This is a genomic window from Microbacterium memoriense, from assembly GCF_025398275.1.
Taxonomy (GTDB): domain Bacteria; phylum Actinomycetota; class Actinomycetes; order Actinomycetales; family Microbacteriaceae; genus Microbacterium; species Microbacterium memoriense.
Genome location: NZ_JAODOR010000011.1, coordinates 145,493 through 169,798 on the forward strand (window position 1 = coordinate 145,493; position 24,306 = coordinate 169,798).

A 24,306-nucleotide genomic window follows, 5' to 3' on the forward strand; every position below is an offset into this window, starting at 1 on the left:
GCACGCAGGGCTGTGGTGTCCGATTTCCGCTAGAGAGGATGTCGGCGGCGTGTCAGGCTGGGGGAGTGATCCCCGCCATGACCTTCGACGAGCGCTATCGGGCGATCGATGCGCGCGATGTGCGCTTCGACGGTCAATTCGTCACCGCCGTGCGCTCGACCGGGATCTACTGCCGGCCGAGCTGCCCGGCGCGCACCCCGAAACCGGCCAACGTCACCTTCTATCCCACGTCGGCCGCCGCGCACGAAGCCGGGTATCGGGCCTGCAAGCGGTGCCTGCCGGAGGCTGCACCCGGATCCCCCGAGTGGAATCTGCGCGGTGACGTCGCGGCCCGCGCGATGCGACTGATCGCCGACGGGGTGATCGAGCGCGAGGGCGTTCCGGGCCTCGCTCAGCGGCTCGGGTACTCGTCGCGCCATCTCACCCGGCTGCTGACGGCAGAACTCGGCGCGGGACCGCTCGCGCTCGCACGCGCCCAGCGGGCGCACACGGCACGGTTGCTTCTGGTCTCCACCGATCTGCCTGTCGCCGACGTCGCGTTCTCGGCGGGCTTTTCCAGCATCCGTCAGTGCAACGAGACGATCCGCGAGGTGTTCGGGATGCCGCCCCTCGACCTGCGTGCCCGACGCCCCGCCCGTACGCTTCGCGGTGCAGCCGAGAACTCAGCGGGCCCGGACGGGGTGCGCGCGGCGATAGACCTCGTGCTGCCGTATCGCGGGCCGCTGGACGCCCCGGGACTGTTCGCATGGATGGCGGCACGCGCCGTCCGCGGAGCGGAAACGGCACGCGGCGATGCGTTCGCGCGCACCCTCCGCCTTCCCGGAGGACACGCGTGGTTCGAGCTCCGCATCGACGGTGTCGGCCGCGCGCACTTGCGCGCGCACCTGTCCGAAATGCGAGACCTGCCCGTGCTCGTCGCCCGTGCGCGGCGACTCTTCGACCTCGACGCCGACCCTCTGGCCGTCGATGCGGCTCTTGCGGCACACCCTGCGCTCGAGCCACTGGTCGCTCGGATCCCCGGCATCCGCGTCCCCGGCGCTGCCGACCCGCACGAGATGCTGATCCGGGCCATGATCGGCCAGCAGGTCACTGTTGCCGCCGCGACGACGGCCCTCACTGCGCTGACCGACGCGCTGGGGGAGCGGGTGACCGCGCACGCGGGTACCGACCGGCTCTTCCCCACGATGGCCGCGATCGCCGCCCACGGTCACGAGGTCCTCCGTGGACCTGGGGCCCGCATTCGTGCCATCACGGGGGCTGCCGCCGCGCTCGCCGACGGGTCGTTGACGCTGACATCGGGCGACGACGGTCCCGCCCAGCGTGCGGCCCTGATGGCCATGCCCGGGATCGGGCCGTGGACCGCCGACTACGTCCGGATGCGCGTGCTGGGTGACACCGATGTGTGCCTGCCCGGCGATGTCGCCGTCCGGGCCGGTGCGGCAGCAGCCGGGATCCCCGCCGATCCGCGGGGGTTCGAGGCGTGGTCGGCCCGCGTGGCTCCCTGGCGGAGCTACCTCATGGCACATCTCTGGCGCGCCGCGCCCGGACCCGCGTCGAGTCGTAGGGCCCGTGGCGCGAAGGGGACCGCAGGGGCCACTCCTGCACTCACCAGCCCCACCGGCCATACGACGGAACCCCTCCCGGCCGACAAGGAACTCTCATGACCGCGACCATCCAGACCCTCGACACCCCCGACGGTCCCTTCACCCTGCTCGTCGATGCGCGCCAGCGCGTGCTCGCGAGCGGCTGGACCGGCGACCAGCGCGCCGTCCTCGGCCGAGTGCCGGCTCCGCCTGCTGATGTCCGCGAGAGCGACACGGATGCCGCCGCTGCCGTGCACGCGTACTACGCGGGCGACCTCGCGGCGATCGACACCGTCGCGGTCGCGGCGCAGGGCACGGCGTTCCAGCTGGAGGGCTGGGCGGCCCTGCGTCGCATCACGCCCGGCCATCCCCTCAGCTACAGCGAGTTCGCGGCCGAACTCGGCCGGCCCACCGCAGTGCGGGCAGCAGCGTCGATCTGTGCCCGCAATGCCCCGGCACTGTTCGTGCCCTGCCATCGCGTGCTCCGTGGGGACGGGTCTCTCGGCGGATTCGCCTGGGGCACCGACGTGAAGCGATCACTCCTGGCACGCGAAGCCGCGGGAATCCTGCGCGGGTGACTTGCACGCGGTGAAGCCTCGCACATAGTCTGGAGGGCTGTGGTGTTTCCCGATCGGAAACCTCGGCACTGTGTCCGCCGCACCGAGGAGGTAGCTATGTATCAGGCCATCGTCATTGCCACGAAGCCGGCTGCTGTCCTTCCGCGTGGGCTCCGGACGCGTCAGGGATAGTTCCGACCTGTCCGCGGCGGCTCGACCCGCCGCTTCACGCGTTCCCCCACAGCTTCGTTCGGGCACCGCCGCGCCCGCCTTCCTTCGCCGTCCCCGGCATCCGCACCACCACCCCGCCAAGGATCATGACCTCTTCTGCCGAGACACCCCTCGAGAAACAGCCGCGGCTGTCCACTGTGCGCGCGCTCGCGCGCCTCTATCCGTTCGCCAAGCCGGTCCTGCCGAGACTGATCATGGGCGCCGCGAGCGCGCTCGCCGCCGCTCTGCTGGCGTTGTCGATCCCGCTCGTGCTCGAGGTCCTCGTGCAGGGCCCCATCACGTCGGGGGACCAGATGCAGCTGATCTGGGGCGCCGTCGCGGTCCTCGTCCTCGGTCTCCTCGAAGCGCTGATGGTGTGGCTTCGCCGCTGGTTCGTCCTGGCGCCGTCGACCGCCGTCGAGTACACGCTGCGCACGAGCTTCTACGAGCGACTGCAGCGCCTGCCGGTCTCATTCCACGACCGGTGGCAGTCCGGCCAGTTGCTGAGTCGCATGATGCAGGACATCAGCATGCTGCGTCGCTGGCTTGCGTTCGGCGTCGTGCTGCTCGTCGTCAACATCCTCACGATCGTCGTCGGCGCGGCCCTGCTGTTCCGTTGGCACTGGGCGCTGGGGGTGACCTTCCTCCTGGTCTGCGCTCCGCTGTGGTACGCGGGCTATCGCTTCGAGAGCAGCTACGGCAGCCTCACGCGGCAGAGCCAAGACCAGGCCGGCGACTTGGCGACGGCGGTCGAGGAGAGTGTCCACGGCATCCGTGTCCTCAAGGCCTTCGGTCGCGGCGGGCACGCACTGAAGAAGTTCACGCGGCAGGCGGAGACGCTCCGCGAGACCGAACTGAGCAAGGCGCGGGCGGTCGGTTGGATCTGGTTCTGGCTCGTGCTCCTGCCCGACATCGCGTTCGCGCTGTGTCTGGGCGTGGGCATCGTGCTGGCCCAGTTCGGGCAGCTCAGTGTCGCCGAGCTCGTCGCCTTCTTCGCGATGGCCACGGTCTTGCGCTGGCCGATGGAATCGATCGGATTCCTGTTCTCCTTCCTCTTGGATGCCCGCACCGCAACGGACCGCATCTACGAGGTGTTCGACGAGGAGAACACGATCGTCGACCCCGCCGCACCGGTCACGGTTCCGCAGGCTCGCGGTGCGCTCACCTTCGAGGGTGCGCACTTCCGATATCAGGATGCCGCCCCCAGCGAGCGCGACCTCCTCGACGGAATCGATCTCGCGCTCGAGCCCGGAGAGACGATGGCCCTCGTCGGCCTCACCGGCGCGGGAAAGACCACGCTGACCACGTTGCCCGCACGCCTCTATGACGTGACGGCGGGCCGGGTCACCCTCGACGGCGTCGATGTGCGCGATTTGACGCTCCGCGAACTCCGCACCCACGTCGGCATGGCCTTCGAGGATGCGACGCTGTTCTCCCAGACCGTGCGGGAGAACGTCCTGCTCGGTCGTGAAGACCTCGCCGCCGGCAGCCCCGAAGCCGAGGCGGTGCTGCGCGAAGCGCTCGACGTCGCACAGGCCGGCTTCGTCGAGGACCTCCCGAAGGGCGTCGACACGGTCATCGGTGAAGAAGGGCTCAGCCTGTCCGGCGGCCAGCGCCAGCGGCTCGCGCTCGCGCGTGCGGTCGCCGCGCGCCCGGCTGTCCTCGTGCTCGACGATCCGCTGTCGGCGCTGGACGTCGAGACCGAAGCGCTCGTGGAGGATGCGCTCCGCCGGGTGATGGCCGCCACAACGACGCTCGTCGTGGCACACCGGCCGTCGACCGTCATGCTCGCCGACCGGGTGGCGCTCCTCGAGGGCGGCCGCGTCTCGGCAGTCGGCACGCACAGCGACCTCCTGCGCACGAGTGAGCACTACCGCCACGTGATCTCGAGCTTGGAAGACGCGGAACGGCAAGCTCACGGACCGACCGAAACCGAGACCGAGGGGGTGGACCTGTGAGCACGACTGTCACCGGAACCAGCGGCGAAGACCGCTCCGACTACACACGCGACGAGTCACGCGCGATCCGCCGCCGCTCGCTGCACCTGCTCGGCTCACTCGTCACGCCGCTGAAAATGCAACTGGCGCTCGCCGGGGTCGTCTTGGTCATCTCGACCGCGCTCCGTGTGGCCGGGCCTGCCCTGATCGCGTACGGCATCAACACGGCCCTGCCGCAGGTGGTCGACGAGGCGAATTGGATGCCGACGATCGTGATCGTCGCGGTCTACCTCGTGTCGGGGATCGGCGGCGCGGCCCTCATCGGGTGGTATGCCGTCGTCGCCGCGCGGCTGACGCAGGCGGTCATGCTGGACCTCCGGAAGAGGATCTTCCTCCACACGCAGCGCCTCAGTCTCGAATTCCACGAGTCGTACACCTCGGGGCGGATCATCTCGCGCCAGACGAGCGACCTCGATTCGATCCGGGAGCTCCTCGACGGCGGGCTCAACGAGCTCGTCTCCGGCATCCTCTACGGCGGGTTCACCCTGGTCGCGCTGTTGCTCATCGACTGGCGGTCGGGGATCGTGCTGGCCGTCGCCGGCGTGCCGCTGTTCTTCCTGATGCGCTGGTTCTACCGCAACTCCCAGCGGGCGTACCGCGAATCGCGGGTCGTCAGCGCGAAGGTGATCGTGAAGTTCGTCGAGTCGATGACCGGCATCCGCGCCGTCAAGGCCTTCCGCAAGGAAGAGCGCAACGACGATGAGTTCGGCGATCTGTCGGGTCAGTACCGCGACGTCAACATGCGCTCGCTGCGGCTGTTCGGCACGTTCGAGCCGGGCATGATGGTCGTCTCCGCGTTCGCGGTGGCGGGCGTGCTCCTCTGGGGTGGACTGCGGGTCGGTGGCGGCTCGCTCGCGATCGGAACGTTGCTGGCTGCGGTGCTGTACGTCCGCAACTTCTTCTCGCCGTTGCAGGAGGTCGCGTTCTTCCTGAACTCGTACCAGTCGGCAACGGCTGCGCTCGAGAAGGTGTCGGGCGTGCTCGAGGAGCAGCCCACGGTGCCTGATCCGACGCGCCCGATCGATCTCTGGAAGGCGCGCGGTCACGTCGAGTTCCGTGACGTGGTCTTCGGGTACGCGAGCGACCGGACGATCCTGCCCCACTTCTCGCTCGACATTCCGGCGGGGCAGACGATCGCGCTGGTCGGCACGACGGGTGCCGGAAAGACGACGCTCGCCAAGCTCGTGTCGCGGTTCTACGACCCGTCGAGCGGTCAGGTGACGCTCGACGGCGTCGACCTCCGGTCGCTGCATCCCAAGGATCTGCGTCGTGCGATCGTGATGGTGACGCAGGAGGCGTATCTGTTCAGCGGCACGGTCGCCGACAACATCGCGCTCGGCAAGCCCGATGCGACCCTCGACGAGATCAAGGCCGCCGCGCGGGCCGTAGGCGCGGACGACTTCATCCAGCGGTTGCCGGACGGCTACGCGACAGACGTCAACAAGCGCGGGGGACGGGTGTCGGCGGGGCAGCGTCAGCTCATCTCCTTCGCGCGCGCGTTCCTGGCGGACCCGGCGGTGCTGATCCTCGATGAGGCCACTGCCTCACTCGACATTCCGAGCGAACGTCAGATCCAAGAGGCCTTGCAGACCCTGCTGGCAGACCGGACGGCGATCATCATCGCGCATCGCTTGTCGACCGTCGCGATCGCAGATCGTGTGCTCGTGATGGAGCACGGCGAGATCATCGAAGATGACACTCCGGCGACACTCATCGCCGGCACGGGCAAGTTCGCGCGTCTCCACGCGGCCTGGCGGGAATCGCTGGTCTGACCCGAGGGCCTTCTAGAGGCGGATTTCGGCGACGACCTCGCCGAACTCCGTCTCTCCCGTCGGGGTGAATCCCACGCGACGGAAGAAAGCCTCGGGGCCCTCTTCGCCTGCTTCGTAGATCACGTCGACATGGTCGATGCCGCGTTCGCGCGCTTCTTCCAGGAGCCCGTCGACCGCGAAGCGGCCGACACCACGGCCCTGATCGTCGGCATCCACGTTGATGCGCCACAGTACGGAGCGGAAGTGCTCCTGGGGCGCCTCGGGATCGAAGTTCGCGCTGACGAAGCCGACGACTTCGTCGCCGTCCAGCACGACCCGTTGCCACGCTGTCGTCGGATTGACGACAGCGCCGGCGACGGCGTAGCTCGTCGGGGCAAGATATTGCTCCTGCCCGGGCTTGAGGGACATGGTGTTCACCGCGACGATCGTCGAGGCGGACAGTTCCACGAGGCGCAGCTCGGTCATGACCCCAGGGTAGCGGTCGATCGCCGCATAGGAAACGCGCGGCCGCCGACCCGCTGCCGTTCTGGTCGCCGGTCGCACGGAGCGGGAGTCGAGACCCCCGCTAGATATCTCGATATCAAGATACTTTCGGTCGGTGGGGTAGGCTGGATCGCGAACCGCGCCGCTCGAGGAGAGAGATCAGACGTGTCTGAATCCACCATCATCTACACCCATACCGACGAGGCTCCGGCACTCGCGACCGCTTCGTTTCTGCCGATCGTCCGGGCCGTCGCCGGCCAGGCCGGCGTCGAAGTCGATATCCGTGACATCTCGCTCGCGGGCCGCATTCTCGCCGCCTTCCCCCAGCGCCTGACGCCCGAGCAGCAGGTCGGCGATGCGCTCGCCGAACTCGGTGGCCTCGCGACTCTCTCCGAGGCGAACATCATCAAGTTGCCGAACATCTCGGCATCCATCCCGCAGCTGAAGGCCGCGATCGCGGAGCTTCAGTCGCAGGGCTACGACATCCCGGACTACCCGGATGACGCGTCGACGCTCGACGAGAAGGACATCCGCGCGCGTTACGACCGCATCAAGGGCTCGGCCGTGAACCCCGTTCTCCGCGAGGGCAACAGCGACCGCCGCGCGCCGCTGTCGGTCAAGAACTACGCACGCAAGCATCCGCACCGCAACAAGGCGTTCCCGGCCGGGTCGAAGACGCGCGTCGCCACGATGGGGCACGACGATTTCAAGAGCAATGAGAAGAGCTGGGTCGCGGCGCACGACGACGTGCTCTCCATTCGGCACACGGCCACCGACGGCACCGTGACCGTGCTGAAGGAGGGACTCAAGGTCCTCCCGCGCGAGATCATCGACGCGACGTTCCTCTCGGCATCCGCCCTCGACGCATTCCTCGCGGACACCCTCGCCCAGGCCAAGGCAGAGGATGTCCTCTACTCGGTGCACCTCAAAGCCACGATGATGAAGGTCAGCGACCCGATCATCTTCGGACACGTCGTGCGCGTCTTCTTCGCCGATGTCTTCGACACCTACGGCGATCAGTTGCGGGCAGCGGGCCTCGACGGCAACAACGGACTCGGCGCGATCCTTGCGGGCCTCGCCGAGCTCGAGGGCGGCGCCGAGATCGCCGCCGCGTTCACCGCCGGCCTCGAGAGCGGTCCGCGGCTGTCGTACGTGAACAGCGACAAGGGCATCACGAACCTGCACGTCCCGAGCGACGTCATCGTGGATGCGTCGATGCCCGCCCTCGTCCGTAACGGCGGCAAGCTGTGGGGCAAGGACGGCGGCGAAGACGACACGATCGCCGTGATCCCGGACTCCTCATATGCGAGCGTCTACCAGGCGGTCCTCGATGACGTCAACGCGAACGGCCCGCTCGACCCCGCGACGATCGGCAGCGTTCCCAACGTCGGTCTGATGGCTCAAGCGGCCGAGGAGTACGGCAGCCACGACAAGACCTACGAGATCGCCTCGGCGGGTACCGTGCACGTGCTCGACAGTGTCGGCACCGTGCTGATCGAGCACGAGGTGAACGCCGGCGACATCTGGCGCGCGACGCAGACCAAGCACATCGCGGTCATCGACTGGGTGCGCCTCGCGGTCACGCGCGCACGGGCCACCGGAGTCCCCGCCGTGTTCTGGCTCGACGTCAACCGCGCGCACGACGCACAGCTCATCGCCAAGGTCCACCAGGCGCTGGCGACGCTCGAAACCCACGACATCACGATTGTGATCCTGCCGCCGGCAGAGGCCACGCGGTACTCGCTCGCGCGCATGCGCAAGGGCGAAGACACCATCTCGGTCACCGGCAACGTCCTGCGCGACTACCTCACCGACCTCTTCCCGATCCTCGAGGTCGGCACGAGCGCCAAGATGCTCTCGATCGTCCCGCTGCTCGCCGGCGGCGGACTCTTCGAGACCGGTGCGGGTGGCTCGGCACCCAAGCACGTGCAGCAGCTCCTCGAAGAGGACTACCTGCGCTGGGACTCGCTCGGTGAGTTCTTCGCGCTGGCCGCGTCGCTCGAGCACCTGTCGGTGTACACCGGCAATGCCAAGGCCAAGATCCTCGCCGACACGTTGGATGCCGCGACCGGCACGTTCCTCGAGAACGACAGGTCGCCGGGGCGTTCGCTCGGCACGATCGACAACCGCGGGAGCCACTTCTACCTCGGGTTGTACTGGGCGCAGGAGCTCGCGGGACAGACGGCGGATGCCGAGCTTGCCGCCGTGTTCGCACCGATCGCCGCAGAGCTCGCGGCGAACGAGCAGCGCATCGTCGACGAGCTGCTCGCCGTCCAGGGTGACGCGGTCGAGATCGGTGGCTATTACCACCCCGACGCCGCCAAGGTCGAGGCCGTCATGCGTCCCTCCGCCACGCTGAACGCCATCATCGACGCTCTCTGAGGGTGAGGTGAAGAAGGACCGGATGCCGCGGCATCCGGTCCTTCTTCCTTGCGCGGTTCCGTGGTCGCCGAGTGCGCCGGTTATCCGCGAATGCGCGTGTTGCTCACGTCGCGCGACCAGCGCGGTGGGTGAGAGCCAGTGCACTCGGCGCCAGGCGCGTCAGGGAGCGAGGATCAGTCGTGGATCCAGACGTCGGTACCCTGCGGTGCCCACGCGTAGATCTGCTCGGCGCGCGAGTTCGGCATGCCGACGCAGCCCGCGCTCTTGCGGGTGCCCCAGCTGCTGTGCCAGTAGACGCCGTGGAATGCCTGGTCGCCGTTGAAATACATGGCCCAGCGCACATCGGGCTGCTCGTACACCACGCCGGAGTCCAGCGCCGTCCCGCGCATCGTCTGCACCGGCGTCTTCCAGCCGATCCGGTAGCGACCGTACTCGGTGTCGGCGCCGACGCGTCCGCTCGAGATCAACCATGAATCGACGACGACGCCGTTTTCCTTCAGGTAGAGGCGCTGTTCTCCCACATCGACTTCGAGCAGGCGCGCGAGGGTCGTGGTCGTGGCGGCGGTGACTTCCACGGGCAGCGTGTACACGCCGTTGCCCGCGGCCAACTGAGCGGCGAAGTCGCTGGCGACCGACGATGTGTCGCCCAGGACGCGGCCGTCCTGACCGGCGACGCTCGTGGACAACACCGTGTCGTCGGAGTTGACGATGGCGGTGCCGTTGATCGGATCGCGGTTCACGGCGGCGGGCAGCGTGTCGACGACGGGCTGGATCTTGGCGGCATCCGCCGTGATCGAGAACACGCCGGTCTCGTCCGAGGTGATGGTCATCCAGCTTGCGGCAGTAGCCGCATCGACCGGAACCGTGCGCTCATCGCCGACGTAGAAGCCGACCGTGGCGAGGAGGGCGTTCGCATTGTCGGCGACTCCCTGCGCGGCCTCGGTCGTGGCTGCCGCGGCCACGGATGCCGGCTCGGTGGCGACAACGGAGTCGAGCGCTCCCGTGGAGAAGCCGGCGGCGAGGGCTGAAGAGACGGCGTCCACGTCGATGCCGGTGCCGTCGACCGCCGGCGTGACGGTGAACTGGCCGTCGCTGAAGACGACGGCAGCGGGAGTGGGGTCGCTGTAGGCGGCCGGGAGGGCGTCGCGGAGCACGGTTGCGGCCGCGGCCGGCTCCAGGACGATGTCCGTCTCGACCGGATCGCCGAACCACTGCGAAACGTTCCAGAGCGGCCGATCGGCGAACGTGCTCGCGGCGAGGGCCGCCGCATCCACGCTCGCGCCGAGCTCTGCGCCGGTGACCGTGGGGCCACCCTCACCGAGAGTCACGGTCGTCTCTGCCAGGCGCTGCTGGATGGCGTCGGTGGCGGCGCCTTCGGTCATGAACCCGACCGGGACACCGGCGACGGACGTCCCCGGGGCGATGAGAACCAGGGATGCTGCGGCCGCGCCGCCGGCGACGACGAGCGCGGGAACCCCGATCCAGAGCCACAGGCGACGCTTCTTCGGTGCCGCCGGTTCTGCGGGGGCCCACTCGACGGGGGTGGCGTCCTGCGTGGCAGATGCCGATGCCACATCGGTCGCCACTGTCGGCGCCGTGTCGTCAGCCTCATTTGTTGTGGCCAGATCGGTCACTCTTCACCCCCGGATTGGCGCATTTGCGCCCCTCCATGGTACGCGATGGTGACTGAACGCGAGATCGGAGCGAATTCTGCCCTGCGCCGTGACCTCTGTCGTGAGATCCCGCGAATGTAACGGTTTTGTATACGCTCCTCGCAAATTGGGGAAACCGCTTGTCTCCGCATGGTTCGTAAGGTCTACTAACAAACATGTCCGAGGTCGAAACTCCCCGCGCCGCCGCCGTCGCCCCTCTTGCCGGTCGCTCCTTCGGCGTCGGCCGTTCGCTGCGTCACGCACGCAAGGTGCTGCCCGAGCATGCTCGCGCACACAACCGCTCGCTCGTTCTGCAGACCCTGTTCCACCAGGGAGCGATGAGCCGCGCCGATCTCGCTCGCGAGACCGGCCTGACCCGCGTGACCATCTCGGACCTCGTCGCCGAGCTCATCATCGACGGCTACGTGATCGAGCGGGGGACCCGCGAGGCCGCCGGCCCGGGCAAGCCCGCGATCCTCGTCGACCTCGACCGCGACGGTCACCGCATCGTGGGCCTCGACCTCTCCGGCAGCGAGCGCTTCCTCGGCGCCATCCTCACGCTCGACGGCGAGATCGTCGCGCGCCACGATGTCCCGGTGCCGGCGGACTCCGCCGACATCCTCTCGGTCGTCACGGCGTTGGCGCGCACGCTCGTCGGCGATGCGCACGCCCCCGTCCTCGGCATCGGCGTCGGAAGCCCCGGTGTCGTCAACGACCGCGGTGTGGTCCTCACCGCTCCGAACTTCGGCTGGACGGGAGTCGACCTCGAGGGCGTGTTGCACGCGGAGCTCGGGCTTCCCGTGCTCGTGGCCAACGATGCCAACGCGGCGGTCCTCGCCGAGTACACGTTCGGCGGCGCCGATGATGACGTGCTCCTCGTGCGTGTCGGTCGCGGTGTGGGCTCCGGCCTGCTCACCGGCGGTCAGCCGCTCCGCGGAAGTCGCTTCGCCGCGGGCGAGATCGGCCACGTCACCGTCGGCACCGACGGGGGGCCGGTCTGCGTCTGCGGAAAGGTCGGATGCCTGGAAGCCTGGCTGTCGGCGCCCTCTCTCGCGGCGCGACTGAGCGAACCTGGGGTCGATCGCGATGCGGTGCTGCGCGACGCCGGCGCGCGGCTGGGCATCGCCCTCGCGCCGATCGTGGGCGCCCTCGACCTCTCGGAGATCATCCTCTCCGGCCCCGATGCACTTCTCGAGGGACCGCTCGCACAGGCGACCGCCCTGACCCTGCGCACCCGCACGCTCGCCGAGTTCCACGACGGCGTGCAGGTGCGAATGACGGAGCAAGGCGAGGACATCGTCCTCCGCGGCGCTGCTGTCATGGTCTTGTCCGGACAGCTCGGGGTGTCCTGACACCCATCCATTCCCCCGGATGGTCACCCCCGGGAACCACCAAGAGAGAAAAAGGGAGACACCATGAACAAGAAGCTCGGAGCAATCGCGCTCCTCGGCGCTTCGGCTGTCGTTCTCGCCGGCTGCTCCACTGGGTCGACGGCTCGACGCGGCGGATGCCGGCGACCGAGTCGCCATCGCGCTGCGGGACGGGTTCGTGTTCGGTGTCGCCGCCGCGGTGCGGATCATCGTGCTGTCCACCGACGTGGAATCGGTCGTGTTGGGGGGAGGCATCAGCGCGCTCGGCGACCGTATGCTGAGCCGTGTGCTGACCGAACTCGAGGCGAGCGCGGCGGCATCCCCGTTCGTGCGCTCGCTGCACTTGGCGGACCGGATCGAACTGCTGCCGCCGGGATCTCCCGCGGCAGCGCTGGGCGCGGCTCTCATCGGCACCGCCACTCACGAACAGGAGACCGTCGCTCATGGCTGAAGTCATCATCGTCCCGTCCGCAGCGGCTGCCGGTGTCCTGGTCGCCGACGAGATCGTGAAGCTCGTCTCGGCGCGTCCCGACGCGGTGCTCGGTCTCGCAACCGGCTCGACGCCGATGCCGGTGTACGAGGCGCTTCGCTCGCGCCTGACCGGCGTCGACGTCTCGCAGGTGCGGGGCTTCGCGCTCGACGAGTACGTCGGTATCGATCCGCATCACCCCGAGAGCTACCGATCCGTCATCACGAAGGAGGTCGTGGAGCCGCTCGGCCTCGACCCCGACCGCATCCAGACACCCAACGGTGCACTCGAGACCATCTCGCACGCCGGCGATGACTACGAGCGGGCGATCGCGGCGGCCGGCGGCATCGATCTGCAGATCCTGGGGATCGGCACGTCCGGCCACATCGGCTTCAACGAGCCCGGCTCGTCGTTCGCGTCACGGACCCGGGTGAAGACGCTCATCGAGCAGACGCGCGAGGACAACGCGCGCTTCTTCGACTCGGTCGACGACGTGCCGATGCACTGCATCACGCAGGGACTCGGGACGATCCTGTCGGCGCGGCACCTGTTCCTCCTTGCGTTCGGCGAGGGCAAGGCCCGGGCTGTGGCGGGGGCCGTGGAAGGGCCGATCAGCTCGTCGCTGCCGGGCTCCGCCATCCAGCTGCACGAGCACGTCACGGTCGTGATCGACGAAGCCGCCGCATCGCAGCTCGAGCACGCGGACTATTACCGCTACGCGTTCGCCAACAAGCCGGCCTGGCAGGGACTCTGAGGCGCGGCGCTGGCCGGCAGAGCACCTCATCCGGCCGAGATGGCGGGTATCCGCCACGCGGGACGGGATGTGCGCCGGATGACGGATGCCAAGCGTTCCTCATCCGGCTGGAATCACCGGTATTCGCGCCGCAAGGTGCAGAACGCGCCGGATGAAGGACTCTGCGGCATCCACGCGCAGCGACGGGATGCCGGCGGCGCTGCCCACGGCCGGGCGCGCATCGGCTCGTGTCTTCCTCAGGTCGCGAAGACCTTGCCCGGGTTGAGGATGCCGGCCGGATCGAAGACGCGGGCGATCTGCCGCTGCAGCTCCCATTGATCGTCGCCCAGCTCGTCGCGTAGCCACCGGCTCTTGAGCACGCCGATGCCGTGCTCGCCGGTCAGCGTTCCGCCGAGGCGGAGCGCGGCCCGGAAGATCTCGTCGGCGGCGGCCCACACGGCATCCGGCACAACGGAACCGGCGAAGACGAAGTTCGGATGCAGGTTGCCATCGCCGGCATGGCAGACGGTCGGGATGGTGAGCCCGTACGCCTCCTCGACGCGGGTGATCTCGTCGAACATCGCCGGCAGGGCGCTCCGCGGCACCGATACATCCTCGATGAGCGTCGTCCCGAGCGTCTCCATCGCGGGATGCATCGAGCGCCGCACGCGCCACAGCTGCTCCGCTTCGGTGCCGTCGGCCGCGACGCGCACCGTCCCGCCGGCGGCCGCGAGCACAGCGGCTATCGCGTCGGCGTCGGCAGCCGCGGACGGGCCGTCGGTCTGGATCGTCAATTGCGCCTGCCCGCGAGCGGGCAGGGGGAGCGCGAGGTGGGCGTGGACGGCCGCGAGGGACGCGGCATCCATCAGCTCCATGATCGCCGGCTGCACGTCCGAGGCGGTCACAGCGGCCGACGCGACTGCCGCGTCGCGCACGCCCGGGAACGTGGCAGTGAGCGTGCGCGTCTCGCCGGCGATGCGTCGACGCAGTTTCAGCGTTGCGCCGACGATCACCCCGAGCGTGCCCTCGGACCCGATCATCAGCGCCGTGAGGTCGAGCCCGGTGACACCCTTCACGCTCCGGTGGCCGAGCTGGAGGAGTCGCCCGTCGGCGAGGACGACATCGAGAGCGAGGACGCAGTCGCGCACCACCCCGTATTTGGCGCACAGCAACCCGCCGGCGCCGGTGGCGATGTTGCCGCCGACGGTCGAGATCTCACGGCTGGCGGGGTCCGGTGGCCACCACAGGCCCTGCGCGGTGAGGGCGCGATCGAGGTCGGCGTTGAGGATGCCCGGTTCCACGACGGCGAGGAGATCATCCGGTCGCACCTCCAGGATGCGGTCCATCGCCCGCAGCGATAGGGCGATCTCGCCCGCACCCGTGTTCGCGCCGCCGGCGAGGCCGGTCGCCGCTCCGCGCGTGACGACGGGGGTACCGGTCGCCGAGGCGATCCGCAGGGTCTCCTGCACGTCGTGCACCGAGGCCGCGTGCACGACGGCGAGCGGCGTGCCGTCGGCGGCGTGACCCGACTTGTCGGCGCGCGCGTGGTTCCGTGAGGCGGGAGAGGTGTCGACGCGGTCGCCCAGCGCAGCGCGCAAGAGGGCGACGACATCGGATGTCATGCGAGGCGGCGGCGTCCCGCGATGAGGCCCACCGTGACGGCGACGACGGCGAAGGCCAAACCGATCCAGGGTGATCCGCTCGTCCACCAGACGATCGTGGCCGACGCGTACACGAGGAGTTCGACGAGCGCCCGCACGAACGGATGCACGGCGAAGACGGCGCGCGGCGAGACGAACAGCGCCCAGAGCAGAATCGCGATGATCGGTGCGGCGATGCCGACGACGATGTTCCACGGGAACGGCCAGGCGGTGAAGCCCCAGACCGCGAGCGTGCCGAAAGCGAACAGCTCGCACAGGAATGCGGCGACCGCGACGGCATCGAGCGGCGGGCGCGTGCCCGCCGGGAGCGGTTCGGCCGGTTTCTCGGGGCGAACGGTGGGGAGATCGGCCATGCGCCCAGTTTACGCGGCGTACGTCAACCGACGTGCCGGATGCCGTCCACCCAGACGTCGCGGACGCGCAACCCGTCATCCCAGAGGACAGCGTCGGCGACCGCGCCGACGCGCAAGGAGCCGTGGCGATCGTCCAGACCCAGCGCGCGCGCGGGCACACCCGTGGCGGCGGCGAACGCATCCGGCAGGGCGATTCCGCACTCGACCGAGAGGCGCAACGCCGCATCCTGCGTGAGCGTCGAACCGGCGATCGCCCCATCCGCATCCAATCGCGCGGTGCCATCCCGGACCGTGACCGCGAGCCCGCCCAACAGGTAGTGACCCTCGGGCGCGCCCGCCGCGGCCATCGCGTCGGTGATGAGCGCGATCCGGCCGGACGCTCCCGCGAAGGCGAGCGCGATGACATCGGGGTGCACGTGGATGCCGTCGGCGATCAGCTCCAGAGTGACCCGCGGATCCTGCATCGCGGCGAGGATCGGGCCGGGAGCGCGGTGATGGATGCCGGGCATCGCATTGAAGGCGTGCGTCAGCAGCGTCGCGCCTGCGGCGAAGGCGGCGGCGGCCTGATCGCGGGTCGCGTTCGTGTGGCCGACCGCAACCGCAACCCCGCCGGCGACGAACTGGGCGACGGCGGCAAGCCCTCCGGGGAGCTCCGGAGCGAGGGTCACGTGGCGGACGGTCCCGCGACCGGCCTCGATCAGCCGGTCGACGGATGCGGCATCCGGAGCGCGAAGCAAGGACTCGGTGTGCGCGCCCTTATGGGCCGCGTCGAGGAACGGTCCTTCGAGATGCGAACCGAGGATCGTGGCGTCCCGCTCGGCGAGATCGGCGATCCCGGCCACCCGTGCGGCGAGATCGTCGACCGAGGCGGTGACGAGGGAAAGGACGGCGCGTGTCGTGCCGTGCGCGAGGTGCACGGCACGCGCGGTGCGGATCGCGTCGAGACCGTCGTCGTAGGCCGCGCCGCCACCGCCGTGACCGTGGATGTCGATGAGGCCCGGGCTCAGGAGCGCCCCCGCCGCGTCGACGATCTCCGCTGGCGCGATCTCGCGCCAGACCGGGCCGGTTCCCCGCGCACTGACGATCCCCTCGGCGAACGCCACCCAGGCATCTTGGGTGACCTGCCCCTCATCCACGAGGCGCGCGGAGTGGATGACGATCGTCATGACGGATCTCCCGCCTGGACCGGGGTGAACCGGATGCCGAGTCGGGTCCACAGCGGCTCGAGGCCTGCGACCCGCGTGCGGAAGGACTCCCAGGTGCGTTCCGGCGTCGACGCGAACGGGGCGGACCACGCCGCCTCGGCTGCCGCCGCGATCCGCGGAAACGCCATCGCGTCGATCGCGGCGAGGTCGCGGATCGTTTCAGTCCACAGCGGGGCTTCGACCCCGAGGATCTCCGCATCACCGATGCCGTCGATCACCGCCGCCGGGCCCCATTCGTATGCGCGGCGCAGGCTCGTCGGACCGTTCGCCCAGGTGAGTCCGAGCGGGCTCGAGGCGCTGAACTTCATGTCGAGGTAGATCGCATCAGCCGGCGACAGGATGATCCGGCCGCCGCCGGCGACGAACCGACGCGCCTTGTCGTCCATGCCGTCCGTCGGCGACACGAAGCCCCAGTACTGCCCGATCGTCCCGGCGGCGAGGCGGTCTGCCGCGCCGGCCTCGTGCCAGGCGACGGGGATCTTGCCGGTTTCGGCGACGAGCGCCGAGGCGCGCGCGACGAATGCGGCGAGGTCCGCCGGGCCGGTGCCGAGGGCTTCATCCCCGCCGAAGTGGAGGTACGGGCCGGGGGTGAGTCCCGCGACCTCGCGGAAGACATCGCGCAGGAAGTCATACGTCGCCTCTTCATGGATCTTCAGCGACGAGAAGCCGACGGCCATCCCGTCGTAGCCTGTCCCGTTCTCGGGAAGGTCGCCGCCGAAGAGAGCGACGACCTCGTGGACGTGCTCCGAGAGAACGGGCTGCTCGCTGAGTTCGGGGTAGGCGAGGCTGACCGCGTGCGTGTGACCGGGGACATCGATCTCGGGCACGACGATCATGTGGTGAGCGGCGGCGTACGCGACGATCTCGCGATAGTCGTCCTGCGTGTAGAAGCCGCCGGCGTCCCCGCCCACAGAGCTCGCCGCGGCGCGTGCGGTCAGGTCGGGTCGGGAGAGGATCTCCAGGCGCCAGCCCTGATCGTCACTGAGGTGCAGATGCAGGACGTTGAACTTCAGCGACGACGCCCGGTCGATGTAGGCCTTGACCGTGTCGACATCGTGGAAGTGCCGCGCGACGTCGAGCATGACTCCGCGATAGGCGAACCGGGGCTCGTCGTCGATGCGGACGGCGGGGATCGACCATCCGTCCGGCCCGCTCTGCACGAGTTGGCTGAGGGTCTGGATGCCCGCGAACAGGCCAGCCGGATCCGCGCCCGCGACCGTGACGGATGCCGCATCCACCTCGAGTCGGTAGGACCCGGCCGCTCCGCCTGCCTCGACCGTCAGGGTGATGGGGCCGGCGGAGGGTGCGTCGGGAAGGGCATCCAGATGCGCCTGCAACGCCGCGACGGCGTCGGGGTCACCGGAGATCGCGGCCCCCGCACCCAACCGGAACGGTGAGCTCGGCACCGCGGTCATCGAGGTGGGCGTGGGGATGAGGTGCGGCGGGGCCATGATCCCTCCATCATGTCAAGTACAGGGTCCTAACAAAAGGGTGCACGAGAGCTTATCGAGCGGGCATCCGATATGCTCGACAACGTCGCGACTGGCGTTGAGGTGGGCCACCACCAGGGAGCGATCGACATGGCATTTCGACCGTTCGCCTGGGTCGGCCGTGGTTTCGATATACCGTCGCCCTGATCACCTGTGTGATCGCCATCGGGTGGCGGCACTCAACCACCGGAGGATCCCATGACCGACTCCTACTTCAACGCCCCGCTCTCCGAGGTCGACCCCGAGATCGCCGCCGTGCTCGAGCGCGAGCTCGATCGCCAGCGCGGCTATCTCGAGATGATCGCCTCCGAGAACTTCGTGCCCGTCTCGGTGCTGCAGTCGCAGGGCTCCGTGCTGACCAACAAGTACGCCGAAGGCTACCCCGGCCGTCGCTATTACGGTGGCTGCGAAGAGGTCGACGTCGCCGAGGAGCTCGCGATCTCGCGTGCGAAGGCCCTCTTCGGTGCCGAGTTCGCCAACGTCCAGCCGCACTCGGGCGCCACGGCGAACGCCGCGGTCCTCCACGCGATCGCCCGTCCCGGTGACACGCTGCTCGGTCTCTCGCTCGATCACGGCGGGCACCTGACGCACGGCATGAAGATCAACTTCTCCGGCCGGCTCTACAACATCGTCGCGTACGGCGTCGACCCCGAGACCTCGATCATCGATATGGACGAGGTCGCCCGCCTCGCGCGCGAGCACCAGCCCAAGGTCATCATCGCCGGATGGTCGGCGTACCCCCGCCAGCTCGACTTCGCGCGTTTCCGCGAGATCGCCGACGAGGTCGGCGCCCTCCTGTGGGTCGACATGGCGCACTTCGCCGGGCTCGTGGCCGCCGGCATCCACCCCTCGCCCGTCCCGCACGCGCACGTCGTCTCGTCGACCGTGCACAAGACGATCGGCGGCCCGCGCTCGGGCTTCATCCTGACGAACGACGCCGATCTTGCCAAGAAGATCAACACGGCGGTCTTCCCGGGTCAGCAGGGCGGACCGCTCATGCACGTCATCGCGGCGAAGGCGACCGCGTTCAAGCTCGCGGCGACGCCCGAGTTCAAGGAGCGTCAGGAGCGCGTCGTCCGCGGCGCGGCCCTGCTCGCCGACCGCCTCGGCCAGCAGGACGTGAAGGATGCCGGCATCTCCGTCCGCTCCGGCGGCACCGATGTGCACCTCGTGCTCGTGGACCTCCGCGACGCCGCGATCGACGGCAAGCAGGCCGAAGACCTGCTGCACGAGATCCGCATCACGGTCAACCGCAACGCGGTCCCCAACGACCCGCGTCCGCCGATGGTGACCTCGGGTCTGCGCATCGGCACGCCGGCGCTCGCGACCCGGGGCTTCGGCGATGCCGAGTTCACCGAGGTGGCCGACATCATCGCGCTGGCGCTCCTGCCCGGCGCCGATGTCGAGGCCCTCCGCGCCCGTGTTGCCACCCTGGCCGAGGCCTTCCCCCTGTACCCCAACCTCCACCAGTAACCCGGCATCCCCCCCCGCGCGGGCAGTCTGCGCGTCCGCGAGACACGTCTGGTGCACCGAGACACGCGCGGGCATTCAGTGTCTCGGGGCATAAAGGGTGTCTCGCGGTCCGGGGAGCCGGGTGGAGAACACGAACGAGGAGAGAGCATGACTGCTGTCACATTGGATGGGAAGGCCGCCGCGGCCGAGATCAAGGCCGAGCTCGCGGAGCGGGTCGCGGCGCTGAAGGCGCGCGGAATCGTCCCGGGCATCGCGACGGTCCTGGTCGGTGCCGACCCGGCATCCCAGCTCTACGTCGGGATGAAGCACACGCAGTCCGAGGCGCTCGGGATGAACTCGATCCAGCGCGAGCTGCCGGCCGACGCGACGCAGGCGCAGGTCGAAGCGCTGATCGACGAACTCAACGCCGACCCCACCTGCCACGGCTACATCGTGCAGTTGCCGCTGCCGAAGCACATCGACACCGACGCGATCCTCGAGCGGATCGACCCGGCGAAGGATGCCGACGGCCTCCACCCGACCAACCTCGGGCGCCTGGTGTTGAACGTCAACGGCCCGATCGACACTCCTCTGCCGTGCACGCCGCGCGGCGTGATCGAGCTGCTCCTGCGTAACGACTACGACCTGAAGGGCAAGCACGTCGTCGTCGTCGGTCGCGGGGTGACGATCGGTCGCTCGATCGGGCTGTTGTTGACCCGGCGTGAGCTGAACGCGACCGTCACCCTCACGCACACCGGAACGGTGGATGCCGGCCAGTATCTGCGGCAGGCGGATGTCATCGTCGCGGCGGCGGGCGTCGCTCACCTCATCCGCGCCGAGGACGTCAAGCCCGGCGCCGCTGTCCTCGATGTCGGGGTCACCCGAGAGCTCGACCCGGACACGGGGAAGTCCGTCGTCCGAGGTGACGTCCACCCCGACGTCGCCGAGGTCGCCGGCTATCTCTCGCCCAACCCGGGGGGCGTGGGACCGATGACCGTCGCGCTTCTGCTGACCAACGTGGTCGAGGCGGCGGAGCGCGCCGCGCGCTGACGGTCAGGCGGGGACGAGCGTGTCCCGCACCAGGGCGGTGACGCCCCGGGCGTCTTTCGCACCGAAGGTCGCCATGCGGCTGAGCCATGTCTCGCGTGTTGTCGCGGAGCTGTGGCGCACCGCGGCGAGGCGCGTCACTCCTCGGACCCGGACGCCGCAGTACTCCAGCGTCGCTGTGCGCAGTGTGCGGATTGCGGCGTCGCGGTACATCCATGCGTTCCACGCACGGGGGGAGTCCATCGTCATGACGATGCGGGCGGTGCGCCCGGTGAGAAGCTTGTCCCACAGACTGCCCCTCTCGCGGTAGCGGAACGCGAAGCCCGACAGGAACACGCGGTCGATGTACGCCTTCATCGCGGCGGGATACGTGCCCCACCACTGCGGGAAGAAGAACACGAGATGATCCGCCCACTCGACCCCGGCGACATAGGTCACGGCTTCATCGGGAAGCGGCACGTCTTCCGAAGTGCGCGGCATCCGCAGTTCGCCCCGAACCACAGGATGCTGCGGAACCGAGTCGCGCGAGAGGTCGACGACGCGGATCTCGGCGCCATCGGTGCGCGCGGCGTCGACGTAGGCGGCGGCCAGCGCGTGGTTCAGGCTGTCGGCGATCGGCGACCCGATGACGACCAGGATGTGCGCGGGCGAGGTCATGAGGATGCGGCTCCTTGGGGGGTTCCCGCAGCGGAAACGGGTGTGGCGCGGACGATGTGGGCGAGAGCGGACAGCTGACGGTCGAGACGGGGCACATCGACGGGGTCCTCGGCGAGGGCGGGGTGGCCGAGGAGGGCGGTGAACTCTCCCTCGAGCACGTCTCCCGCCTCGCGGACGAGCGTGGCGCCGCGCTCGGTGAGCTGGAGCAGGATGCTGCGTCCCGCCCCCGGGGCGCCGGTGATCCAGCCGCCCTCCACCAGCGCGGGAACGCGTTTGCTCACCGCAGCCTTCGAGATGCCGAGGCAGCGTGCGAGCGTGGTCATATCGGAGGGCTCGACATCGGCGAGGACGGCCAAGAAGACGAAATGGTTGAAGCTCACGCCGAACCGCTCGCCCAACACGCGGTCGGCGTAGCCGTCGAGGGCGGCGACCAGTTCGTGCAACGTGAAGGTGATGCGGGTCGTCATCCCCTGAGTAAACCAGTTGACCTCCTGGGTGTCAACAGGTTGACACAGCGGATGTCCCGCGGCTGCCGCCCAGCCGGCCGACGACAGCGCGGGGTCCTGTACCCAATGCAGGACGGGCGCGGCCGCGCGCGCCCGCGCGGCGCGTTTTTCCGGCACCCGGCGGCGTCCCGCCGGGCGGTGGTCCTGCGTGGGGTACAGGCGGACGCGAAGAAGCGGCAACGCAGGCTGACGCCGCCTCGGTGGGCGAAGGCGCCGCACCCGCGGGGGATCAGGCCGTGAAGCGGGACAGGAACGCGCGGGTGCGCACCTCGCGCGGCGCACCGAACACCTCGCTCGGCGTGCCCTGTTCCCGGACGATGCCCTCATCGAGGAACACGACACGGTCGGCGACATCGCGAGCGAATGCCATCTCGTGGGTTGCCATCAGGATGGTCGCGCCCTCCGCGGCGAGCTCGCGCACCAATTCGAGCACTTCACCGACGAGTTCCGGGTCGAGCGCCGACGTGATCTCGTCGAGGAGCAGGACTTCCGGATCGGTCGCGATCGCGCGCACGATCGCGGCCCGCTGCTGCTGTCCGCCCGAGAGCCGGTCGGGGTGTTCGCGGGCGAGTGGTGCCAGCCCGATGCGCTCGAGCAACCCCATCGCGCGGTCCTCGGCGGCGCGACGCGGCATTCGGTGTACGACGCGCGATGCGAGGGTCACATTGTCGAGCACCGAGAGGTGCGGAAACAGGTTGTAACTCTGGAAGACGGCGCCGAACCGTGCGCGCACCCGGTTGCCGTCGACCCGTGGGTCGGAGATGTCGGCCCCATCGAGGAAGATCTGGCCGTCATCGATCGGTTCGAGGAGCCCCAGGCAGCGCAACAGCGTAGATTTGCCCGACCCGGAGGCGCCGATCAGCGCGACGACTTCGTGCGTCTCGAGGGCCAGCGACACTCCGCGGAGCACTTCCTGGTCGCCGAACGACTTCCAGAGATCCGTCGCCTGCAGGAGTGCGGTCACAGGATCGCCCCCGCCTGCTCGCGTGCCCGCAGCTTCGCGGTGTACCAGTCGGTGAGGCGGACCGTCGGGATCGCCAGCAGGATGAACAGGATGCCGGCGACCACGTACGGCGTGAAATTATAGGTCTGCGACGACTCGATCTTCGCCGCCAGCACGGCATCGACGGCCCCGAGGATCGAGATGAGTCCGACGTCTTTCTGCATTGCGACGAAGTCGTTCATGAGCGGCGGCGTCATTTTGCGCAGGGCCTGCGGCAACACGACCGTGCGCATCGTCCGCGTGTAGCCGAGTCCCAGTGCGCGGGCGGCGAGGGTCTGCGAGGGATGCACCGCCTCGATGCCCGCCCGGATCACTTCCGACACGTACGCCGAGTAGGTGAGAGTGACCGCGATCGTGCCGAGCACGACCGGATGGATGCGCTCGCCGATGAGGGTCGGCACGCCGAAACCGAACAGGTAGAGCACGATGATGAACGGCAGCCCGCGGAAGATGTCGGTGTATGCCGCCGCGAGCACTCGGACGGGAAAGAACACCGGCCCGCGGAGGGTGCGCAGGAGGGCGATCGCGAGCGCGCAGATGCCGACCGTGATCACCGACAGGCCGAGCACGGTGAGGTTGAGCAGAAACCCGTCCCAGATGCGGGGGAGCGAGGCGAGGGCGATCGTGGGATCGAAGAACGAACGCTGCACCGCGGCCCAGCCGGGGGTGTTGATGACGGTCGCCCAGACGATCACCGCGAATGCGATCGTCGAGGCGATCGCGACGAGCACCGATCGCCTCGCCCGCCCGGCGCGGTACGCCTGTCGGCCGAGTTCGAGCTCGCTCGGGGTGTGCACGGTCACGAATCGACGGTACTCGACCGGGCGATGCCGGCGTGCGCCCAGGTCACTTCAGCAGCGTGACGCCCAGGCCCGCTCCCAGCCACTCGTCGGTGATCGCTTCGAGCGTGCCGTCCTCGCGGAGCTCGTCGATCGCCGCGCTGACGCGGTCGGTCAGGGGCGAATCCTTCGCCAGGACGACGCCCCATTCGTCGGCGACGCCCCCGGCGGGGAGCTCCCCGACGATGTAGGAGTTCTCGATGTACATCGACGTCGCGAGGAACGCGGTCGGCAGGTCGATCACGAACGCGTCGAACTGGTTCGCGTTGAACGCCGCGACGGCATCCTCGTTCGATGCGTACAGTCGGGGCTCCGCGCTCGGCTGGATGACCTCTTCGATCGTCTGCGCACTCGTGGAGCCTGCCATCGCGCCGAGCGACAGACCCTTCAGCCCGTCGATCGAGTCGACGCCGTCCGTCGGGCCACCGGTGATGCCGACGACGGCCTGGCTCGCGGAGTAGTAGGGCGACGAGAAGTCGACGGCTTGCTTGCGCTCGTCCGTGATCGTGTACTGCTGGATGTTGAAGTCGAAGCTCTTCGGTCCGGGCGCGATCGCGGCTTCGAAGCTCGTCCGCACCCACTCGACGTCCTCCGCGGCGAAGCCGAGCTTCTCGGCGATCGCGTAGGCGATCGCCGCTTCGAAGCCTTCACCGGAGGCGGGGTCGTCGCCGATCACGTAGGGCTCGTACGCGATGTCACCCGTCGCGATAGTCAGCGTGCCCGGAGTCAGATAATCGGCATCCGCGTCGGCCGATTCGGACGGCGCCGCCGATCCGGAGCCGCAGCCGGCGAGCAGCAGAGCGGTGACCGCGGCAGTCGCGGCGAGTACGGTGCGCAAGGCAGGACGCGTCATGGAAGATCCTTCGAAAGTGGGATGCGGGACCG

21 protein-coding genes and 1 riboswitch are annotated in these 24,306 nt (G+C 69.1%); of the genes, 10 read left to right on the top strand and 11 right to left on the bottom strand.

The window, feature by feature from the left end; genetic code table 11:
• Positions 1–77 precede the first annotated feature (77 nt).
• The 4 genes from N4R40_RS10040 (at position 78) to N4R40_RS10055 (ending at position 6,119) form a co-directional block, all read left to right on the top strand.
• Positions 78–1,664 carry a DNA-3-methyladenine glycosylase 2 family protein gene (locus N4R40_RS10040; protein WP_261607434.1) on the top strand — a complete coding sequence of 529 codons (1,587 nt, stop codon included), beginning with the start codon at positions 78–80 and terminating at the stop codon, positions 1,662–1,664.
• A complete protein-coding gene (locus N4R40_RS10045) occupies positions 1,661–2,161 on the top strand; it encodes a methylated-DNA--[protein]-cysteine S-methyltransferase (protein ID WP_261607237.1) in 501 nt (166 codons plus the stop codon). The genes N4R40_RS10040 and N4R40_RS10045 overlap by 4 nt, the downstream gene beginning before the upstream one ends.
• Positions 2,162–2,457: 296 nt before the next feature.
• Positions 2,458–4,308, top strand: a complete 1,851-nt coding sequence (locus N4R40_RS10050; RefSeq protein ID WP_261607238.1) for an ABC transporter ATP-binding protein — start codon at positions 2,458–2,460, stop codon at positions 4,306–4,308.
• Positions 4,305–6,119: an ABC transporter ATP-binding protein gene (locus N4R40_RS10055; RefSeq protein WP_261607239.1), complete on the top strand. Its 1,815-nt coding sequence runs from the start codon at positions 4,305–4,307 to the stop codon at positions 6,117–6,119. The genes N4R40_RS10050 and N4R40_RS10055 overlap by 4 nt, the downstream gene beginning before the upstream one ends.
• Positions 6,120–6,131: 12 nt before the next feature.
• On the opposite strand, the gene N4R40_RS10060 is transcribed toward N4R40_RS10055, so the two are convergent.
• Entirely contained in the window at positions 6,132–6,584 is a 453-nt protein-coding gene (locus N4R40_RS10060) for a GNAT family N-acetyltransferase (RefSeq protein WP_261607240.1), read from the bottom strand.
• Between the two features lie 183 nt (positions 6,585–6,767).
• Between N4R40_RS10060 and N4R40_RS10065 the strand changes: the two genes are divergently transcribed.
• On the top strand, positions 6,768–8,984 hold the full coding sequence (locus N4R40_RS10065) for an NADP-dependent isocitrate dehydrogenase (protein ID WP_261607241.1): 2,217 nt from the start codon (positions 6,768–6,770) through the stop codon (positions 8,982–8,984).
• 173 nt (positions 8,985–9,157) lie between these two features.
• Here the strand turns inward: N4R40_RS10065 and N4R40_RS10070 are convergent, their stop codons facing one another.
• Positions 9,158–10,618: a L,D-transpeptidase gene (locus N4R40_RS10070; protein WP_261607242.1), complete on the bottom strand. Its 1,461-nt coding sequence runs from the start codon at positions 10,616–10,618 to the stop codon at positions 9,158–9,160.
• Positions 10,619–10,812: 194 nt separating this feature from the next.
• Here N4R40_RS10070 and N4R40_RS10075 point away from each other — a divergent pair, with 194 nt between their 5' ends.
• From N4R40_RS10075 to N4R40_RS10085, 3 genes are all read left to right on the top strand, one after another.
• Complete coding sequence (locus N4R40_RS10075) at positions 10,813–11,988, top strand: ROK family transcriptional regulator (RefSeq protein ID WP_261607243.1); 1,176 nt, start codon at positions 10,813–10,815, stop codon at positions 11,986–11,988.
• A gap of 130 nt (positions 11,989–12,118) precedes the next feature.
• Positions 12,119–12,457: an ROK family protein gene (locus N4R40_RS10080; protein WP_407665883.1), complete on the top strand. Its 339-nt coding sequence runs from the start codon at positions 12,119–12,121 to the stop codon at positions 12,455–12,457.
• A complete protein-coding gene (locus N4R40_RS10085; RefSeq protein WP_261607245.1) occupies positions 12,450–13,229 on the top strand; it encodes a glucosamine-6-phosphate deaminase in 780 nt (259 codons plus the stop codon). The genes N4R40_RS10080 and N4R40_RS10085 overlap by 8 nt, the downstream gene beginning before the upstream one ends.
• Before the next feature lie 236 nt (positions 13,230–13,465).
• On the opposite strand, the gene N4R40_RS10090 is transcribed toward N4R40_RS10085, so the two are convergent.
• The 4 genes from N4R40_RS10090 to N4R40_RS10105 are packed head-to-tail and all read right to left on the bottom strand — an operon-like array spanning position 13,466 to position 17,878.
• On the bottom strand, positions 13,466–14,830 hold the full coding sequence (locus N4R40_RS10090) for an FAD-binding oxidoreductase (RefSeq protein WP_261607246.1): 1,365 nt from the start codon (positions 14,828–14,830) through the stop codon (positions 13,466–13,468).
• On the bottom strand, positions 14,827–15,222 hold the full coding sequence (locus tag N4R40_RS10095; RefSeq protein ID WP_261607247.1) for a YrdB family protein: 396 nt from the start codon (positions 15,220–15,222) through the stop codon (positions 14,827–14,829). The genes N4R40_RS10090 and N4R40_RS10095 overlap by 4 nt, the downstream gene beginning before the upstream one ends.
• Positions 15,223–15,245: 23 nt before the next feature.
• On the bottom strand, positions 15,246–16,388 hold the full coding sequence (gene nagA / locus N4R40_RS10100; RefSeq protein WP_261607248.1) for an N-acetylglucosamine-6-phosphate deacetylase: 1,143 nt from the start codon (positions 16,386–16,388) through the stop codon (positions 15,246–15,248).
• The gene (locus N4R40_RS10105) at positions 16,385–17,878 is read right to left on the bottom strand and encodes a beta-N-acetylhexosaminidase (protein ID WP_261607249.1); all 1,494 of its coding nucleotides are present in this window, start codon (positions 17,876–17,878) and stop codon (positions 16,385–16,387) included. The genes nagA and N4R40_RS10105 overlap by 4 nt, the downstream gene beginning before the upstream one ends.
• 77 nt (positions 17,879–17,955) lie before the next feature.
• Positions 17,956–18,040: riboswitch (ZMP/ZTP riboswitch) on the top strand.
• A 75-nt stretch (positions 18,041–18,115) separates the two neighbouring features.
• On the opposite strand from N4R40_RS10105, the gene glyA reads away from it, so the two are divergent.
• Positions 18,116–19,390: a serine hydroxymethyltransferase gene (glyA, locus tag N4R40_RS10110; protein WP_261607250.1), complete on the top strand. Its 1,275-nt coding sequence runs from the start codon at positions 18,116–18,118 to the stop codon at positions 19,388–19,390.
• Positions 19,391–19,537: 147 nt separating this feature from the next.
• Entirely contained in the window at positions 19,538–20,419 is an 882-nt protein-coding gene (locus N4R40_RS10115; RefSeq protein ID WP_261607251.1) for a bifunctional methylenetetrahydrofolate dehydrogenase/methenyltetrahydrofolate cyclohydrolase, read from the top strand.
• A 3-nt stretch (positions 20,420–20,422) separates the two neighbouring features.
• Here N4R40_RS10115 and N4R40_RS10120 read toward each other — a convergent pair whose 3' ends face one another.
• The 5 genes from N4R40_RS10120 to N4R40_RS10140 form a co-directional block, all read right to left on the bottom strand.
• Positions 20,423–21,073 (bottom strand): NAD(P)H-dependent oxidoreductase, encoded by a 651-nt coding sequence (locus N4R40_RS10120; RefSeq protein ID WP_261607252.1) that lies wholly within the window; start codon positions 21,071–21,073, stop codon positions 20,423–20,425.
• Positions 21,070–21,540, bottom strand: coding sequence for a MarR family winged helix-turn-helix transcriptional regulator (locus tag N4R40_RS10125; protein WP_261607253.1), 471 nt, complete (start codon positions 21,538–21,540; stop codon positions 21,070–21,072). Before N4R40_RS10125 ends, N4R40_RS10120 begins: the two co-directional genes overlap by 4 nt.
• A 268-nt stretch (positions 21,541–21,808) precedes the next feature.
• Positions 21,809–22,543 carry an amino acid ABC transporter ATP-binding protein gene (locus N4R40_RS10130; protein ID WP_261607254.1) on the bottom strand — a complete coding sequence of 245 codons (735 nt, stop codon included), beginning with the start codon at positions 22,541–22,543 and terminating at the stop codon, positions 21,809–21,811.
• The gene (locus N4R40_RS10135; protein ID WP_261607255.1) at positions 22,540–23,385 is read right to left on the bottom strand and encodes an amino acid ABC transporter permease; all 846 of its coding nucleotides are present in this window, start codon (positions 23,383–23,385) and stop codon (positions 22,540–22,542) included. Before N4R40_RS10135 ends, N4R40_RS10130 begins: the two co-directional genes overlap by 4 nt.
• Before the next feature lie 43 nt (positions 23,386–23,428).
• Positions 23,429–24,274 carry an ABC transporter substrate-binding protein gene (locus N4R40_RS10140; RefSeq protein WP_261607256.1) on the bottom strand — a complete coding sequence of 282 codons (846 nt, stop codon included), beginning with the start codon at positions 24,272–24,274 and terminating at the stop codon, positions 23,429–23,431.
• Between the last annotated feature and the right edge of the window lie 32 nt (positions 24,275–24,306).